This is a genomic window from Bradyrhizobium sp. 956_D2_N1_4, assembly GCF_052076025.1.
Taxonomy (GTDB): Bacteria; Pseudomonadota; Alphaproteobacteria; order Rhizobiales; family Xanthobacteraceae; genus Bradyrhizobium; species Bradyrhizobium barranii.
Map to the genome: position 1 here is coordinate 3,231,233 of NZ_CP197237.1, position 15,686 is coordinate 3,246,918.

Sequence of the window (15,686 nt, forward strand, 5' to 3'; positions counted from 1 at the left end):
CAGCGGGTGTATCGACCCGATCGAATTTTGGCGCTGGACGGCCGCTCTTGTCAACCTGAAACGGGTACATCCACACCTCCGACCGCCACGCACGTTCGCAGTTCAGGAGCCGATGAACCTTCCCGTCCGGCACCGGCACAAAGACTGGAGATCGCTCCCAGTCGTCCGGAAATTGCAATGAGATTGCTCGTCTTGCTCTGCCTGCTCGTTTTCGCGACACCCACCGACGCCGCCACGCCCGAGCAGCACTATCTCGATTTGCGCGATCGCTACATCGCAAAATTCTCCAAAGCCAAGGAGAACGACGAGACTTTCAAACAGCACGATGCGGCGCTCAACGAGCTGACCGGTGTGCTGCGCGGCCTGGTCGGACCGGTCACGATCAAGGGGCTGCCGGCGGAAGGCAAGTCGAACGCCGACACGCTGTTCAAGGGCGACTCGGGCTTCGGCCATCTCGACGGGCTGGGCTTCGCCTCAGAGGGCGACAAGATGCAGGCCGTGGTGACGACGACCGCGCTGCTCAAGCACTGGCTGGGCGAGCACCGCGAGGACGGCCTGCCGCAGGAGATCGGCGCCGCCTTCAAGTCGGACCGCTTCTACTATCAGGCGATCCAGGACTCGGCCTTCGCCAAATATACCGAGCTGCCGATCACGAAGCCCGCTTCCGCCGGTGCCGCGGTCGCCGTGCTCGGCGTGCGCGGCAACGGCGACCTGAAGGGCGCGCCGCATGAAATCGACGTGGTCGCGATTCAGGGCGAGAAGGTCTTCTTCCTCGCCGTCACCGATGCCGTAAAGACGGCCGAGATCCCGGCCTGCGAAAAAGTCTGGAAGCAGATGATGGCCAGGAAGACTCCAGAGGACGCCATGGCCAAGGAAGACCAGGCCATGGACGCCTACACAAAGTGTTTCGCCAAGGAGGCGCCAAGCCAGAGCTGGTTCGCGGGCGCGGTGAAGAAGGCGCAGAGCCAGCTGGAGATGCTGCTGGCGCGGTAATTGCGCAGCTTCACCTCACTCCGCACCTCATCCTGAGGAGCCCGCAAAGCGGGCGTCTCGAAGGATGGCCACACGCGAGAGGCGGGCCTTCATGGTTCGAGAGGCGCGTGCCGCGCTCCTCACCATGAGGGTCTTGCAACGCCATCAAGCTAAAGCGCGCTGCCGCCCAAATTCCACCCGCGGCCGCCCTCGCCAAAGATCTCATACCCGGTCGGCGTCACCACAACCGTATCCTCGAGCTTGATAAAGCCGCGCTTCGGATGCTTCATCGTGGTTTCGATCGAGACCACCATGCCTGTTTCAAGCGGCAGCCGGGCGTCGGTGTCGTCGTAGGGGACCGGACCTTTGGCGGTCAGGCGAGGGGCCTCGTGGCTGACGAGACCCATGCCATGGGCCAGGAAATCTGTGAAGTCGCGCTGAGTGATCTGGGCAAGCTGCCGCTCGGCCGCGACGTAGATGTCGCCGCCGAGGGCGCCAGGTCGGACCGCGGCAAAGGCGGCGCGCTGAACCGCCTCGATCTCGGCCAGGCAATCCTGCAGTTCGCTGTCGGGTTCGCCCAGCACGGCCATGCGGGCGAGGTCGCCGATATAGCCGTGATAATTGCCGCCGGAATCGAGCGACAGCACGTCGCCTTGCTCCCAGCGCTGCGATGATGGCGCCCTGTTGTGGCTGCTGCCGCAGGCGAGCAGGCAGTATTCGAATGTCAGGCCGCGATTGGCCTCGGCGATGCGCAAGCTGTCCGACAATTGCTGCTTGGTGGTGCCCGGACCGTGCGCGGCGATCACCTCCAGCATCGATGCGATGACGAGCTCGGACGCCGTCTTGAGCTTGGCCAGCTCGTCCGCCGACTTGACCGCCCGCAGCCGCTCCAGCACCAGCAGCGCGTCCTTGAGGTCGGCGCCGGGCAGGGCGTCACTGAGCGCCCGGCCCGCATCCATCGGCAGGAACGCCATCTCGACGCCGACCCGCTTCAAGGGCACGCCGGCGTCGCGGATCAGGCCAATGGCCCGCGTCACGGCATCCACCGAGCCGTTGGACTCTGTCCGGACCTGCGGTACCCATGGCGGAGCCACGGCGCGTTGATGGGTCTCCAGACGGTGGCCGATATAGACCGCCTTGTCCGGCGCCCCCTTGGGATAGACCAGCACCGGCAGATAGCGGCTGACGCCCATCGCGTCCATGTAGTCGAAGAAGATCGCGCGCTCGGCGCCGAGCAAATACTGCACATTGTGCTTGGAGGTCACGACCAGCACGTCGAGGCCGGCGGCCTCCATGAGACGGTCGAGCTTGGCGGCGTCGAACGGAATGGCGCGCGAGCTGTTCGCGCGGGTGACGTTCTCCTGCATGACGGGCTCCTTGAGCGGCGGTTGAGACCGCCTTGTATCGTTGACCTCTTCAGGACTGCGGCGCCTAGTCTAGCACAACCTCCACTCGCGCGCCCCAACCGAACGACCCAATGGCAAATGGAACCAGGACTGAGACCGTCGCCAGCTAGCGTCCACGCCTGAGGTCCGCGGTCGCACGCCTGAGGATATCGTGAAGCCAGTCATGCGATGGCTCGCCCTCGATACGTTCGTGCCACAACAGCCGGACCTCGACCGGGGTTGTGGCGTAAGGCAGTTCGTACGTCGTGATGGCATGCTCGCGTTCGAACGCCCGCGCCAATGGCCGCGGAACGATGGCCGCCAGTTCGGAGTCCGCGAGCAGGGCGGGCAGCGCCAGGAAATGCGGCAGCGAAACAGCTATGCGCGGCGGCCGGTCGCTTTCGGACAATGCCCGTTCGAGCGCCGCGCGGTCATACATTTCCGATCGCCTTGCGAGGCCGCGCTCGGAGATGAAGCCTCCGATTGCGCCCTCCTGCTCGCCGCCGAAGGAGACAACGACCAGCGGCATGCGCGCCAGGGCCGCGTTGTCGATCCGGCCGAGCTTGCGCTTTCCGCCCACGATCAGCACGTCGTCATATTCGAACAACAGCGAGGTCCGGAAGCGGCTCGGCGGATCCGAGAAGACACCGATCGCAACGTCGATGCGACCAAGGTCGATCTGCTCGGCAAGGTCGATCCGTGTCACCGGCTTGATGATCAGGTCGATCGCCGGCGCTTCAAGCCCGAGTATCTTCAGGAGCGGTGAGGCCAGCACCATCGTGGTGAAGTCGTTGGCGGCGAGCGTGAACTGCCTGGTGGAGGCCGCCGGAACGAAGCGCGGCTGCTCGACCGCCGCCTCGAGAGATCGCAGGGCTTCGCGAACCTGCGGCGCCATCGTCAATGCGCGCGCGGTCGGCTGCATGCCGGTCGCCGTGCGCACGAACAAATCGTCTTCCAGCATCTCGCGGAGCCGGGCGAGTGAATGGCTCACGGCGGATTGACTGAGCGCAACCCTCTGGCTTGCACGCAGCACGCTGCGCTCTTCCATCACGGCGTCGAAGACCTTGAGCAGGTTCAGGTCCAGGGTCTTGAAGGAAACAGCCACGTGCAGGACACCGTCGCAGGCGGATCGCGCGCCCGTTGCGTACCTGCGATGGTTTCCAGTTAAGGCCATGCGTGCGGCCAACGCAACCGAGCAGGGCGCCCGGACTGCGACGCCCGGGCGTTCGGGCCACCAATCTGAAGGCGGTTCAGGATCACTCTGCAAGAGTTTCACTTCCGCATTCGCGCGATCCCGTCATGATCCCAGCGCCGAATTTGGAGGAGACGGGCAATGAAATCCTGCGGGATGTCGATCGGAGCTTTCGGACTAGCACTGGCGCTGTTTATGGCGCCGGCCATTGCGCAGGATGGTCCGGTCAAGCTCGGCGTTCTCACCGACATGTCCTCGCTCTACGCCGACAATGGCGGCCAGGGCTCGGTGGTCGCGGCGCAAATGGCGGTCGACGACTTTGGTGGTCAGGTGCTGGGGCGCAGCATCCAGATCGTCGCGGGAGACCACCAGAACAAGGCCGATGTGGGAGCGACCATCGCGCGGCGCTGGCTCGAAAATGAAAACGTCGAGGTGATCCTCGACGTGCCCAATTCCGCGGTCGCGCTGGCGGTGCAGGGCATCACACGCGACAAGAAGAAGCTCTTCCTCGCCACCGGCGCCGCCACGTCGCGCCTCACCGGCGACGAATGCTCGCCGACCGGAATTCACTGGACCTACGACACCTATGCGCTGTCGCAGGGAACGACGCGGGCGATGTCGCGTCTCGGCGCGAGCTCCTGGTACTTCATCTCGGTCGACTATTCCCTCGGCGCCCAGCTCGAGGCCGATAGCCGCAAGGTCATCGACGCCACGGGCGGCAAGGTGATCGGCGCCGTGAAACATCCGCTCAATACGCCGGATTTTTCGTCCTTCCTGCTCCAGGCACAGTCATCGAAGGCGGACGTGATCGCGCTCGCCGACACCGGCGGCGACTTCATCAACGTCGTCAAGCAGGCCGGCGAATTCGGCATCACGCAGCGGCAGAAGCTGGTCGGGCTGCTCGTCTTCATTGCCGACATTCACAGTCTCGGGCTCCAGAGTGCCCAGGGCCTGATGCTGAGCTCGGCGTTCTATTGGGACCTGAACGAGGATACGCGGGCGTGGTCGAAGCGCTTCGAAGCCGAGACGAATTGATTCAGTACAGCATTCCGTTTCTGCGCGAGGTCAAGGATATGACGCCCGGCGCGGAGATGGAGCGGTGGCTCAACCAAACATACGGCGAGGGCAGCCAGCTCTACCAGGACCTGGCACACCTGATTAAGCTCGGGGTCGCGGAAGGCTGGGCGGCGAACCAGGAGGTCGACGGTCCGAACTACCGGCGCAGCCGCATCATGGACCCGACGCCTGAAACGTTCCAGTTCAGCATCACGGCCGTCTACATGAACAGCACCGATCCGCGCCGCTTCAAGGACGAGGACGACCACGACGTGCTCCGCGGGCAATATCACGGTCACCCATATGGGGAACTGAACCTGGTCGTGCCGCTGGACAAGGGCGCCGAGCTCAAGGGGCTGCAGGGCTGGCAAGGGCCCGGCTGGACCGCGCCCGATCCCGGCAGCCGGCACTATCCTGAGGTGCGCGGCGGCGCCGTCATCGCGCTGTTCTATCTGCCCGCCGGACGCATCTCCTACGACTTCGCCGCGCCGTCCTAATCGCCGGCCGGACCGTCTCGGGTGACGCCGTGCGCGAGCGTCACCCGTTCAGATGAATGCACAGCTGAGTCCGCGCGCGGCGATGCGCCGCGACGCCAGAGCCAGCAAGGGCGGCTCACCATGAACGGTGGGGAGGGATTTCGGCGACCATGCGCCAAGTGGGCCCCAGCCCGGACCGCCATATCCGTAATTCGCATAAGGTATATTATGGAATATCTTTATATATAATTAGATCAGGTATTTAGGTCGAATTCCTGACACCGCGCCTTCGCTTGCCGTCCGTTTCCGCGATGCGCGGCGACTGGCCTCCCGGCTCTTGACGGCTACTGTGCATGGGGTTGTTTTTCAGATTTTGAATCCGGCCCATCTGCCGAAAGCCGATATTGCCGCGACGGTGTCCGGCTGCAATAAGCGAGACCTCGCGAGATCGCAGATGACCTTCAGGCCTTCCGTCCGTATAGGTTTGCATCTCAGAACAACAACAAACTTCCGAGGAAGCAGACCCATGAGCTTTTCCCGACGCACGCTTCTCAAGGCCTCCGCCGCGACCGCGGTCCTGGGCGGCCTCGGTGCGCCCCATGTGGCCCGCGCCCAGAGCGCCGAGTTCACCTACAAATACGCCAACAACCTGCCTGACACCCATCCGCTGAACGTGCGCGCCAAGGAGATGGCGGCGGCGATCAAGGCCGAGACCAACGGCAAGTTCGACCTCCAGATCTTTCCGAACAACCAGCTCGGCTCCGACACCGACATGCTGAGCCAGATCCGGTCCGGCGGCGTCGAATTCTTCACGCTGTCAGGCCTGATCCTGTCGACCCTGGTGCCGGCCGCGTCCATCAACGGCATCGGCTTCGCGTTCCCGGACTACGGCACGGTCTGGAAGGCCATGGACGGCGACCTCGGCGCCCATGTCCGCGGCGAGATCAAGAAGGCCGGCCTCGAGGTCATGGACAAGATCTGGGACAACGGCTTCCGCCAGACCACGTCGTCGAGCAAGCCGATCACCGGTCCCGACGACCTCAAGGGCTTCAAGATCCGCGTGCCGGTGTCACCGCTGTGGACCTCGATGTTCAAGGCGTTCGACGCCGCGCCCGCCTCGATCAATTTCGCCGAGGTCTATTCCGCGCTTCAGACCAAGATCGTCGAGGGCCAGGAGAACCCGCTGGCGATCATCTCGACCGCCAAGCTGTACGAGGTGCAGAAGTACTGCTCGCTGACCAACCACATGTGGGACGGATTCTGGTTCCTGGCCAACCGCCGCGCCTGGAGCGCGCTGCCAGAGGATGTGCGCACCGTCGTCGCCAAGAACATCAACGCCGCCGCCGTCAAGGAGCGTGAGGATACCGCCAAGCTCAATGCGAATCTCCAGCAGGAGCTCGCGGGCAAAGGCCTGACCTTCAACCAGCCTGCGGTGGCGCCGTTCCGTGACAAGCTGCGCTCCGCCGGCTTCTATGCCGAGTGGAAGGGCAAGTATGGCGACCAGGCCTGGGATCTCCTGGAAAAGGCCGTCGGCAAGCTGTCGTAACGCGTCGGGGCCGCCGAGGTTCTTATCGAGATGGCTCATGTCGAGGTTCAGGCGACCGAAGTGGTGGGCGAGGTGGCTGTTCAGCCCCCTCGCCGATCCCCCGTGCTGGCCTCGCTGGAGCGCCTCCTCGGCCTCGCCGTCGAGATCCCCGCGGCAATCCTGGTCGTCGCCGAGATCGTAATCCTGTTTGCCGGCGTGGTCGCACGCTATGGCGTGCACCGGCCGCTTATCTGGTCGGATGAGCTCGCCTCGATCCTGTTCCTGTGGCTGGCGATGCTGGGCGCGGCGGTCGCATTCCGCCGCTCCGAGCACATGCGCATGACGGCGCTCGTCGCGAGCGCGCGGCCGGCGTTGCGCGCCTATCTGGACATGGTCGCGACCTGCGCGGCGCTGGCGTTCCTGGCGCTGATCGTCTGGCCATCCGCCGAATACGCCTACGAGGAAAGCTTCATCACCACGCCGGCGCTCCAGATCTCGAACATGTGGCGCGCCGCGGCGCTGCCGGCCGGCATCTGCCTGATGGCGGTGTTCGCGCTGCTGCGGCTGCTGCGCGCCGCCGATTACCGCATGGTGCTGACGGCGGTGATATCGGTTGCCGTCATCGTCGGTCTGTTCTGGTTGGCGCAGCCTTATCTGCGGCCGCTCGGCAACCTCAACCTCGTCATCTTCTTCGTCGGCGTCGCCGGCTTCTGCGTCTTTGCCGGCGTTCCCATTGCGTTCGGGTTTGGCCTCGCGATCTACGGCTATCTGGCGCTGACCACGCGGACGCCGGTGATGGTGCTGGTCGGGCGGATGGACGAGGGCATGAGCCACCTCATCCTGCTCTCGGTGCCGCTGTTCGTGTTCCTGGGGCTTCTGATCGAGATGACCGGCATGGCGCGGGCCATGGTCGCGTTCCTGGCGAGCCTGCTCGGCCATGTCCGCGGCGGCCTGCATTACGTGCTGGTCGGCGCGATGTATCTCGTCTCCGGCATCTCCGGCGCCAAGGCCGCCGACATGGCGGCGGTGGCGCCCGTGCTGTTCCCGGAAATGAAGCAGCGCGGCGCCAAGCCCGGCGACCTCGTGGCGCTTCTTGCGGCTACGGGTGCCCAAACCGAGACCATTCCGCCGAGCCTCGTGCTGATCACGATCGGCTCGGTCACGGGCGTATCGATCGCCGCCCTCTTCACCGGCGGCCTGCTGCCCGGCGTCGTGCTCGCCATCACCCTCTGCATGCTGGTGTGGTGGCGCTATCGCCACGAGGACATGAGCCATGTGCGCCGCGCCACGGGTGGCGAGATCGGCAAGACCTTCGTCATCGCCCTGCCCGCGCTCGCGCTTCCCTTCGTGATCCGCTACGCCGTGGTCGAGGGCATTGCGACCGCGACCGAAGTCTCCACCATCGGCATCGTCTACGGCGCCCTGGTCGGCCTCCTCGTCTACCGCCGCTTCGACTGGCGGCGGCTGTTTCCCATGCTGGTCGAGACCGCGGCGCTGTCGGGCGCGATCCTGCTGATCATCGGCACGGCGACCGGCATGGCCTGGGGGCTCACCCAATCCGGCTTCTCGCGCTCGCTGGCTTCAGCCATGACCGGATTGCCCGGGGGGCCTGCGACCTTCATCGCCGTGTCGATCCTGGCCTTCACCATCCTCGGCAGCGTGCTTGAGGGCATTCCGGCAATCGTGCTGTTCGGGCCGCTGCTGTTTCCGATCGCCCGTGCCGTCGGCGTGCACGAGGTGCACTACGCCATGGTGATCATTCTCGCCATGGGTATCGGGCTATTCGCCCCGCCCTTCGGCGTCGGCTATTATGCCGCCTGCGCCATCGGACGCGTCGATCCGGCCGAAGGCATCAGGCCGATCTGGGGCTATCTGCTGGCGCTGCTGGTGGGATTGATCATCGTCGCGATCTTCCCCTGGATCTCGATCGGATTCCTGTAGAGCGCGGCGTCAAGGAGGGTTCGATGAGCGAGCGGCAGAACCAGTACAATATCGGCCTCGACAAGACCCCCGCCAATTACGTCCCCCTGAGCCCGCTGAGCTTCCTCGCGCGCAGCGCCGCCGTCTATCCCAACCACGTCAGCACTGTCTATGAGGGCCGCAGCTTCACGTGGCGCGAGACGCATGAGCGCTGCAAACGCTTTGCGTCCTGGCTCGGCGGCAAGGGCATCGGCGTCGGCGATACCGTCGCGGCGATGCTGCCGAACATTCCGGCGATGAACGAGGTGCACTTCGCCGTCCCCATGACCGGCGCCGTTCTCAATGCGCTCAACATTCGTCTCGATGCGCCTTCGATCGCGTTTCAGCTCGATCATGGCGGCGCCAAGATCATCCTGGTCGATCCGGAGTTTTCGACTGTCATCACCGACGCGCTCGCGCAGATGAAGGGCCCGAAGCCGTTCGTCGTCGACGTCGACGACGCCGCTTTCAAGGGCGGCAAGCGCATTGGCGAGATCGAGTACGAGGCGGCGGTTGCGCAAGGCGACCCGGACTTCGCGGCGATCCCGCCCAAGGACGAATGGGACGCCATCGCGCTGAGCTATACTTCGGGCACCACGGGCAATCCCAAGGGCGTCGTCACCCATCATCGCGGCGCGTATCTCAACGCCGTCAGCAACATCCTCGCCGGCCAGCTCGGCCAGCATCCGGTCTATCTCTGGACGCTGCCGATGTTCCACTGCAACGGCTGGTGCTTCCCCTGGACCATCGCTGCGGCCGCCGGCATCAATGTCTGCCTGCGCAAGGTCGAGCCGACAAAAATCTTCGAGCTGATCAAGCAGCACGGCGTCACCCACATGTGCGGCGCGCCGATCGTCTACAACACGCTGATCAACGCACCCGATGCGCCGAAGGGCAGTGCCGCGCGCGGCGTCGTCGGCCTGATCGCCGGCGCCGCACCGCCGGTCGCGGTGCTCGAAGGCGCAGAAAACATCGGCATCAGGCTTACGCACGTCTACGGCCTGACCGAGGTCTACGGCCCCGCCTCCGTCTGCGCCGAGCAACCCGGCTGGGACGATCTGCCCGCCGCCGAGCGCGCCAGCATGAAGCGGCGGCAGGGCGTGCCCTACCCGCTCGAGGAAGGCGTCACCGTCATCAATCCGCAGACGATGCAGGAGGTGCCCCGCGACGGCGAGACCATCGGCGAGGTCATGTTCCGCGGCAACATCGTGATGAAGGGTTACCTCAAGAACGAGAAGGCGACGAAAGAAGCCTTCGAGGGCGGCTGGTTTCACACCGGCGACCTCGGCGTGCTCGACGAGCACGGTTACGTCATCATCAAGGATCGCTCCAAGGACATCATCATTTCCGGCGGCGAGAACATTTCCTCCGTCGAGGTCGAGGACATCCTCTACAAGCATCCGGCCGTGCTGTTCGCAGCCGTCGTCGCAAAGCCCGATCCGAAATGGGGCGAGGTGCCCTGCGCCTTCGTCGAACTGAAGGACGGCGCCAGCGCGACCGAAGCCGAAATCATCGCCTTCTGCCGCACGCATATGAGCGGCTTCAAGACGCCGAAGGCCGTCGTGTTCGGACCGATCCCGAAGACGTCCACGGGCAAGATCCAGAAATTCCTGCTGCGTAACGAGATCGGCTCGTCGAAGGCGATCTCGGCCTGAACCGAGCCGGCGCGATCAGTGCGTCTCGAGCCGCATGCCGTCGTAGGCCGGCACCACGCCCGCCGGCAGCGATTGCCGGATCACCTCGTAATCGACGTCGGCCGTCATGTTGGTGATGACGGCGCGCTTGGGCTTGAAGCGCTCGATCCAGGACAGCGCATCGTTGATGCTGAAATGGCTGGAATGCTGGGTGTAGCGTAAGCCGTCGACGATCCAGAGATCGAGATTCTCCAGCGCGCCCCAGCTCTCGCGCGGGATGTCGTTGAGGTCGGGCGTGTAGGCGGCATTGCAGATGCGATAGCCGAGCGCGGGGATCTGGCCGTGCTGGACCAGGAAGGCGGTCATGGTCACGTCCCCGCCCTTGCCGCTGATGGTCCGGCTTTCGCCGGCCTCGATCGAATGCCGGTGCAAAATCGGCGGATAGTCGCTGCCCTCGGGCGAGATGAAGCAATAGGAGAACCGCGCCATGATGTCTTTCGCGGTCGACTGGTTGAAATAGACCGGAATGCGCTTGCGCATGTGGAGCACGACGGAGCGCAGATCGTCCATGCCGTGGGTCTGGTCGGCATGCTCGTGGGTCAGGAACACCGCGTCGATGTGGTCGACATTGGTATCGATGAGCTGCTCGCGCAGGTCGGGCGAGGTGTCGATCACGATGCGCGTGGTGCCGTGGTGTGATGTCTGCTCAACCAGCAGCGAGCAGCGGCGGCGGCGGTTCTTTGGATTGTTGGGGTCGCAGGCGCCCCAGCCGAGTGCCGGGCGCGGCACGCCGGCGGAGGAGCCGCAACCCAGGATCGTCAGCGTCAGCGTCATGCGGCTCCCAGTCCTAAGATTTCACCTTGGAGAACAGGCGGAAGAAGTTTTCGGTGGTCTGGCGTGAGATCTCATCGAGCGACACGCCGCGCGTTTCGGCTAGCACCTTGGCGACCTCGACCACATAGGCCGGCTCGTTGCGTTTGCCCCGGAACTTGCCGGGCGCAAGATAGGGCGAGTCTGTTTCAACCAGAATACGGTCAGACGGCAGTTCAGCCGCAAGCGCGCGCAGGGTCTCCGACTTCTTGAAGGTCAGGATGCCCGTGAACCCGACATAGAGCCCGAGCGACACCGCCTTCAGCGCCAGCTCGCGCCCGCCCGTGTAGCAATGCAGCACGGCGCGAAACGATCCCTTGGCCGCTTCCTCCTCCAGGATGCGGCCGCAATCCTCGTCCGCCTCGCGGGTGTGGATCACCAGCGGCAGGCCGGTCGCACGGGCCGCCGCGATGTGGGCGCGGAAGCCCCTCGCCTGCGCCTCCGGCGCGCCGTTGTCGTAGAAATAGTCGAGCCCGGCCTCGCCGAGCGCGACCACCTTGGGATGCCCGGTCAACCCGATCAGTTCGTCCGGCGAGATGCCGTCTTCCTCGTCCGCGTTGTGCGGATGGGTGCCGACCGAGCAGTAGACGTCGTCGTAGCGCTCAGCGATGGCCAGAAGCTGATTGAGCTTTCGCACCCGCGTGGAGATCGTGACCATACGGCCGATGCCGGCCGCACGTGCACGCGAGACGATCCCGTCGAGATCTTCCGCAAAGTCCGGAAAATCCAGATGGCAGTGGCTGTCGACCAGCATCGCCCGAACGCCCTAGGCCGCCGGCTCGATGTAGCGCGGGAACGCCGGTGTCGGCGCCGGTAGCGTCGAGCCGGGCGCGATCCGTTTGGCGCCCCCGAGCATCACGAAATTCCGCTCGCCCGCGGGAATGCCGAGGCTGTCGAGCAGCAAGCCCGAGGCAGTCGGCATCGCCGGCTGGGCCAGGATCGCGATCTGGCGCACGACTTCGGCGGTGACATAGAGCACCGTCTTCTGCCTGACAGGATCGGTCTTGGCGAGCGCCCACGGCGCCTCGCCCGCGAAATAGCGGTTGGCCTCCGCGACCACGGCCCACACGGCGTTGAGCCAGTGATGGATCTGCTGCGTCGCCATCGCTTCGCGCGATGCGGCGATCATGCCGTCCGCCATCGCCAGAATCGCCTTGTCGTTGTCGCTGAACTCGCCCGGCTCCGGCAGCACGCCGCCGAGCTGCTTGGCGATCATCGACAGCGAGCGCTGCGCGAGGTTGCCGAGATCGTTGGCGAGATCGGCATTGATGCGCGCGACGATGGCTTCGTGGTTGTAGTTGCCGTCCTGGCCATACGAGACCTCGCGCAGAAAGAAATAGCGCATCTGGTCGACGCCATACTGGTCGGCAAGATTGAAGGGGTCGACGACATTGCCGACCGACTTCGACATCTTCTCGCCCCTGTTGAACAGGAAGCCATGGGCATAGACCCTCTTCGGCAGCGAAATGCCGGCCGACATCAGGAATGCGGGCCAGTAGACCGCGTGGAAGCGGATGATGTCCTTGCCGATGATGTGCACGTCGGCCGGCCAGTAGCGCCAGTTCTTGTCGCTCTCGTCGGGGAATCCGACGCCGGTGATGTAATTGGTCAGCGCGTCGACCCAGACATACATCACGTGCTCTTCGTCGCTGGGCACTTTCACGCCCCAATCGAAGGTCGTGCGCGAGATCGAGAGATCGCGCAAGCCGCCGCGTACGAAGCTCACCACCTCGTTCTTGCGCGAGTCCGGGCCAATGAATTCAGGATGATCTTCGTAGAGCTTCAGAAGCTTGTCCTGATAGGCCGACAGGCGGAAGAAATAGCTCTTCTCCTCGACCCATTCGACTGGCGTGCCTTGCGGTCCGAGGCGCACGCCGTCGTCGTTCAGGCGCGTCTCGTCCTCGGCGTAATACGCCTCGTCGCGCACCGAGTACCAGCCGGCATAGCTGTCGGCGTAGATGTCGCCGTTCGCTTCCATGCGCCGCCAGATCTCCTGGCTGGAGCGATGGTGCTGCTCTTCGGTGGTGCGGATGAAGCGGTCGAACGACACGTTCAGACGCTCGTCCATCTCCTTGAAGCGACCAGCATTGCGGGTCGCGAGCGCGGACGGGGTCAGGCCTTCGTTCTGCGCGGTTTGGACCATCTTCTGACCGTGCTCGTCGGTGCCGGTCAGGAAGAACACGTCCTTGCCGTCGAGCCGCGCAAAGCGCGCCAGCACGTCGGCCGAGATCGCCTCATAGGCGTGGCCGATATGCGGGCTGCCGTTGGGATAGGCGATGGCGGTCGAGATGTAGAAGACGTTGTCGCGCGCGGGAGCGGCAACAGGAGTTGCGGCTTGCGGAGCTGCGACGGGCCTCAGTGCGGGCGGCGCCTCAGGCTTCGACACTTTGGGCTTCGACACCTTGGGCTTCACAACCTTCGGCGGCGTGGCGACGGGAGCCGGTGCGACGGTCACGGCAGGCGCAGTCACTTTCGTTTTCTTGGCGGCCCTCTTCGCGGGAGCCTTGCTCTTCGCCGGAGACTTGGCTGCCTTTTTGGCCGCTTTCTTCACCGCCTTCTTGGCGACGGCCTGCTTCTTCGCGGCCTTCTTGCCGACCTTCTTTGTCGTCTTCGCAGCGCTCTTCTTCACGCCCTTCTTGGCGGCAGCCTTCCTGGTCTTCTTGACCTTCTTGGCAGCTTTGCGCGCGAGCGCCTTCACGGCCTTCTTCGCGGCCTTGTTGGCAGCCTTCTTCTTGCTGCTCTTGCCTCTAGCGGTTTTCTTAGCTCGCGTGGCCACGACGAATTCCTTTACCGGCTTCTCGAAATTTGGAAACGAACCTGCGTTAGGTCATTATTTGGAGCATGATCCTGTCGGAAAACCGCTGCACACTTTTCCGGATCATGCTCTAGCGCGTTGCGTCCGCCAGCCAGCCGAACACCGAGAAAACCAAGGGCTTTCGCTCCAGATTGTAGGATTCAGTGTCGCGCGCGGCGCGGACGATCTTTTCCCATACCTCAGCTAGGCGCGCAAGGCGCGGCAGATTCTGGTTGGCATTGGCCTCGTCGGAGTGCAGGCGCTCCGCAATCCAGCGATCGATGCCGTCGATGAAGGCCGCCAGCGCGACTCGATCGCTGGTGCCGAGCGAATCGCCGAGCGTGTGCAATTCGCGCGGATCGACCTGTGGCAGGCGCGCGAGCAGCGCCGCCGTGCGCTGCTGCAGCTTCAGGGCATCGCCGCCGAGCAGCGTCAGCGCCCGCGCGACGCTGCCCTCGGAGGCCTCCGCGGCCTCGTGTAGCGCCGGATCGTTCGGATCGAGGTCAGCCGCCGAAGCTGCGGCGCCGATCACATCATCCGTGCCGAGCGGGCGCAGGCGCAGCTTGCGGCAGCGCGACTGGATCGTGGCGAGCACACGCGCCGGCGCGTGGCTGACCAGGAGGAACAGTGACTGCTGCGGCGGTTCCTCGAGGATTTTCAGCAGTGCGTTGGCGGCATTCGGATTGAGCTCGTCGACGGTGTCGACGATGCAGACGCGCCAGCCTTCTGCCGCGGCAGTCGAGCCGAAAAAACCGATCGTCTCGCGCGTCTCGTCCACGGTGATCACGGTGCGCATCACGCCGCGGTCGTTGGCGGTGCGTTCCAGCGTCAACAGCCCGCCATGCGAGCTGGCCGCAACCTGCCGCGCCACGGCGTTATCAGGATCGATCGCGAGGGTCTCGGCGCGCTGCACGGACGGCGCCAGCGGCTGGCCGTTGGAAAGCACGAAGCGCGCTATGCGATAGGCCAGCGTCGCCTTCCCGATCCCCTGCGGCCCGCCGATCAACCAGGCATGCGGAATGCGCCCGCTGCGATAGGCCGCGAGCAGCGCCGTCTCGGCCTCGCGATGGCCGAACAGAAGGCTCGTCTCGCGCGGATGCGGAATGGCGGTTTCGCGTTCGGCCTGGCGCGGGCTCATAGGGAAACCACCGATGCAGGGGTTGGGAGAAGACGGTCGCGCAGCGCCGTCCAGACTCGTCCAGCAACCGTGTCGGGATCGGAATTGGCATCGATCAGGACGCAACGGCCGGGATCGTCCTCGGCGATCTTGCGATAGGCCTCGCGCAGGCCCTGGTGGAAGCTGAGCTGCTCGCCCTCGAACCTGTCAGGTGTGCCGCTACCACGACGCACGGCGGCGCGCTGCAATCCAATCTCGACCGGCAAATCGAGGATGAGGGTGAGGTCCGGCTTGAGATCGCCGATCGTGACCCGCTGCATCGCGTTGATCAGGCCCATCGGCACGCGGCCGAGGCTGCCCTGATAGGCCCGCGTCGAGTCGGCGAAGCGGTCGCACAGCACCCAGGCGCCCCGATTGAGCGCAGGCTGGATCACGGTGCGGACATGGTCATCGCGAGCAGCCGCGAACAGCAGCGTCTCGGCTTCGGGCCCGAGCAGCTTGCCCATCCCCGACAGCACCAGGTGGCGCATGATCTCGGCACCCGGCGAGCCGCCGGGCTCGCGCGTGACGAGGGTCCGCATCCTCGCCGCAGTGAGGCGGTCGGCGAGCTTCTTGATCTGGGTCGACTTGCCGGTGCCCTCGCCGCCTTCAAAGGTGATGAAGCGTCCGCGTCCGGACGGTCGCTGTGCTGCGCTCTCACTCATGA

13 protein-coding genes are annotated in these 15,686 nt (G+C 64.9%); 6 read left to right on the forward strand and 7 right to left on the reverse strand.

Going from position 1 to position 15,686, the window contains the following annotated elements; translation table 11 throughout:
* Positions 1–177 precede the first annotated feature (177 nt).
* Positions 178–993, forward strand: a complete 816-nt coding sequence (locus AB7535_RS15015; RefSeq protein WP_354079935.1) for a hypothetical protein — start codon at positions 178–180, stop codon at positions 991–993.
* A gap of 149 nt (positions 994–1,142) precedes the next feature.
* On the opposite strand, the gene AB7535_RS15020 is transcribed toward AB7535_RS15015, so the two are convergent.
* Positions 1,143–2,339: a M24 family metallopeptidase gene (locus AB7535_RS15020; protein WP_354079937.1), complete on the reverse strand. Its 1,197-nt coding sequence runs from the start codon at positions 2,337–2,339 to the stop codon at positions 1,143–1,145.
* Between the two features lie 145 nt (positions 2,340–2,484).
* A complete protein-coding gene (locus AB7535_RS15025; protein ID WP_354079939.1) occupies positions 2,485–3,462 on the reverse strand; it encodes a LysR family transcriptional regulator in 978 nt (325 codons plus the stop codon).
* Positions 3,463–3,690: 228 nt separating this feature from the next.
* Between AB7535_RS15025 and AB7535_RS15030 the strand changes: the two genes are divergently transcribed.
* The 5 genes from AB7535_RS15030 to AB7535_RS15050 all read left to right on the forward strand — a co-directional run bounded on the left by AB7535_RS15030 (position 3,691) and on the right by AB7535_RS15050 (position 10,220).
* Positions 3,691–4,584 (forward strand): ABC transporter substrate-binding protein, encoded by an 894-nt coding sequence (locus AB7535_RS15030; protein ID WP_439036582.1) that lies wholly within the window; start codon positions 3,691–3,693, stop codon positions 4,582–4,584.
* Complete coding sequence (locus AB7535_RS15035; protein ID WP_439036583.1) at positions 4,551–5,102, forward strand: 4-hydroxylaminobenzoate lyase; 552 nt, start codon at positions 4,551–4,553, stop codon at positions 5,100–5,102. The genes AB7535_RS15030 and AB7535_RS15035 overlap by 34 nt, the downstream gene beginning before the upstream one ends.
* A gap of 505 nt (positions 5,103–5,607) precedes the next feature.
* Positions 5,608–6,627, forward strand: a complete 1,020-nt coding sequence (locus AB7535_RS15040; RefSeq protein WP_354123803.1) for a TRAP transporter substrate-binding protein — start codon at positions 5,608–5,610, stop codon at positions 6,625–6,627.
* A 30-nt stretch (positions 6,628–6,657) separates the two neighbouring features.
* Positions 6,658–8,547: a TRAP transporter large permease gene (locus tag AB7535_RS15045; protein WP_354123802.1), complete on the forward strand. Its 1,890-nt coding sequence runs from the start codon at positions 6,658–6,660 to the stop codon at positions 8,545–8,547.
* A gap of 23 nt (positions 8,548–8,570) precedes the next feature.
* Positions 8,571–10,220: an acyl-CoA synthetase gene (locus AB7535_RS15050; RefSeq protein WP_283016466.1), complete on the forward strand. Its 1,650-nt coding sequence runs from the start codon at positions 8,571–8,573 to the stop codon at positions 10,218–10,220.
* Between the two features lie 15 nt (positions 10,221–10,235).
* On the opposite strand, the gene AB7535_RS15055 is transcribed toward AB7535_RS15050, so the two are convergent.
* The 5 genes from AB7535_RS15055 to tmk form a co-directional block, all read right to left on the reverse strand.
* The gene (locus AB7535_RS15055; RefSeq protein WP_283016467.1) at positions 10,236–11,033 is read right to left on the reverse strand and encodes an MBL fold metallo-hydrolase; all 798 of its coding nucleotides are present in this window, start codon (positions 11,031–11,033) and stop codon (positions 10,236–10,238) included.
* A gap of 13 nt (positions 11,034–11,046) precedes the next feature.
* A complete protein-coding gene (locus tag AB7535_RS15060) occupies positions 11,047–11,823 on the reverse strand; it encodes a TatD family hydrolase (RefSeq protein ID WP_283016468.1) in 777 nt (258 codons plus the stop codon).
* Between the two features lie 12 nt (positions 11,824–11,835).
* Positions 11,836–13,845, reverse strand: coding sequence for a methionine--tRNA ligase (gene metG, locus AB7535_RS15065; RefSeq protein WP_166096564.1), 2,010 nt, complete (start codon positions 13,843–13,845; stop codon positions 11,836–11,838).
* Positions 13,846–13,954: 109 nt separating this feature from the next.
* The gene (locus AB7535_RS15070; RefSeq protein ID WP_439036584.1) at positions 13,955–15,001 is read right to left on the reverse strand and encodes a DNA polymerase III subunit delta'; all 1,047 of its coding nucleotides are present in this window, start codon (positions 14,999–15,001) and stop codon (positions 13,955–13,957) included.
* Complete coding sequence (gene tmk, locus AB7535_RS15075) at positions 14,998–15,684, reverse strand: dTMP kinase (protein WP_085401502.1); 687 nt, start codon at positions 15,682–15,684, stop codon at positions 14,998–15,000. Before tmk ends, AB7535_RS15070 begins: the two co-directional genes overlap by 4 nt.
* Positions 15,685–15,686: the final 2 nt, after the last annotated feature.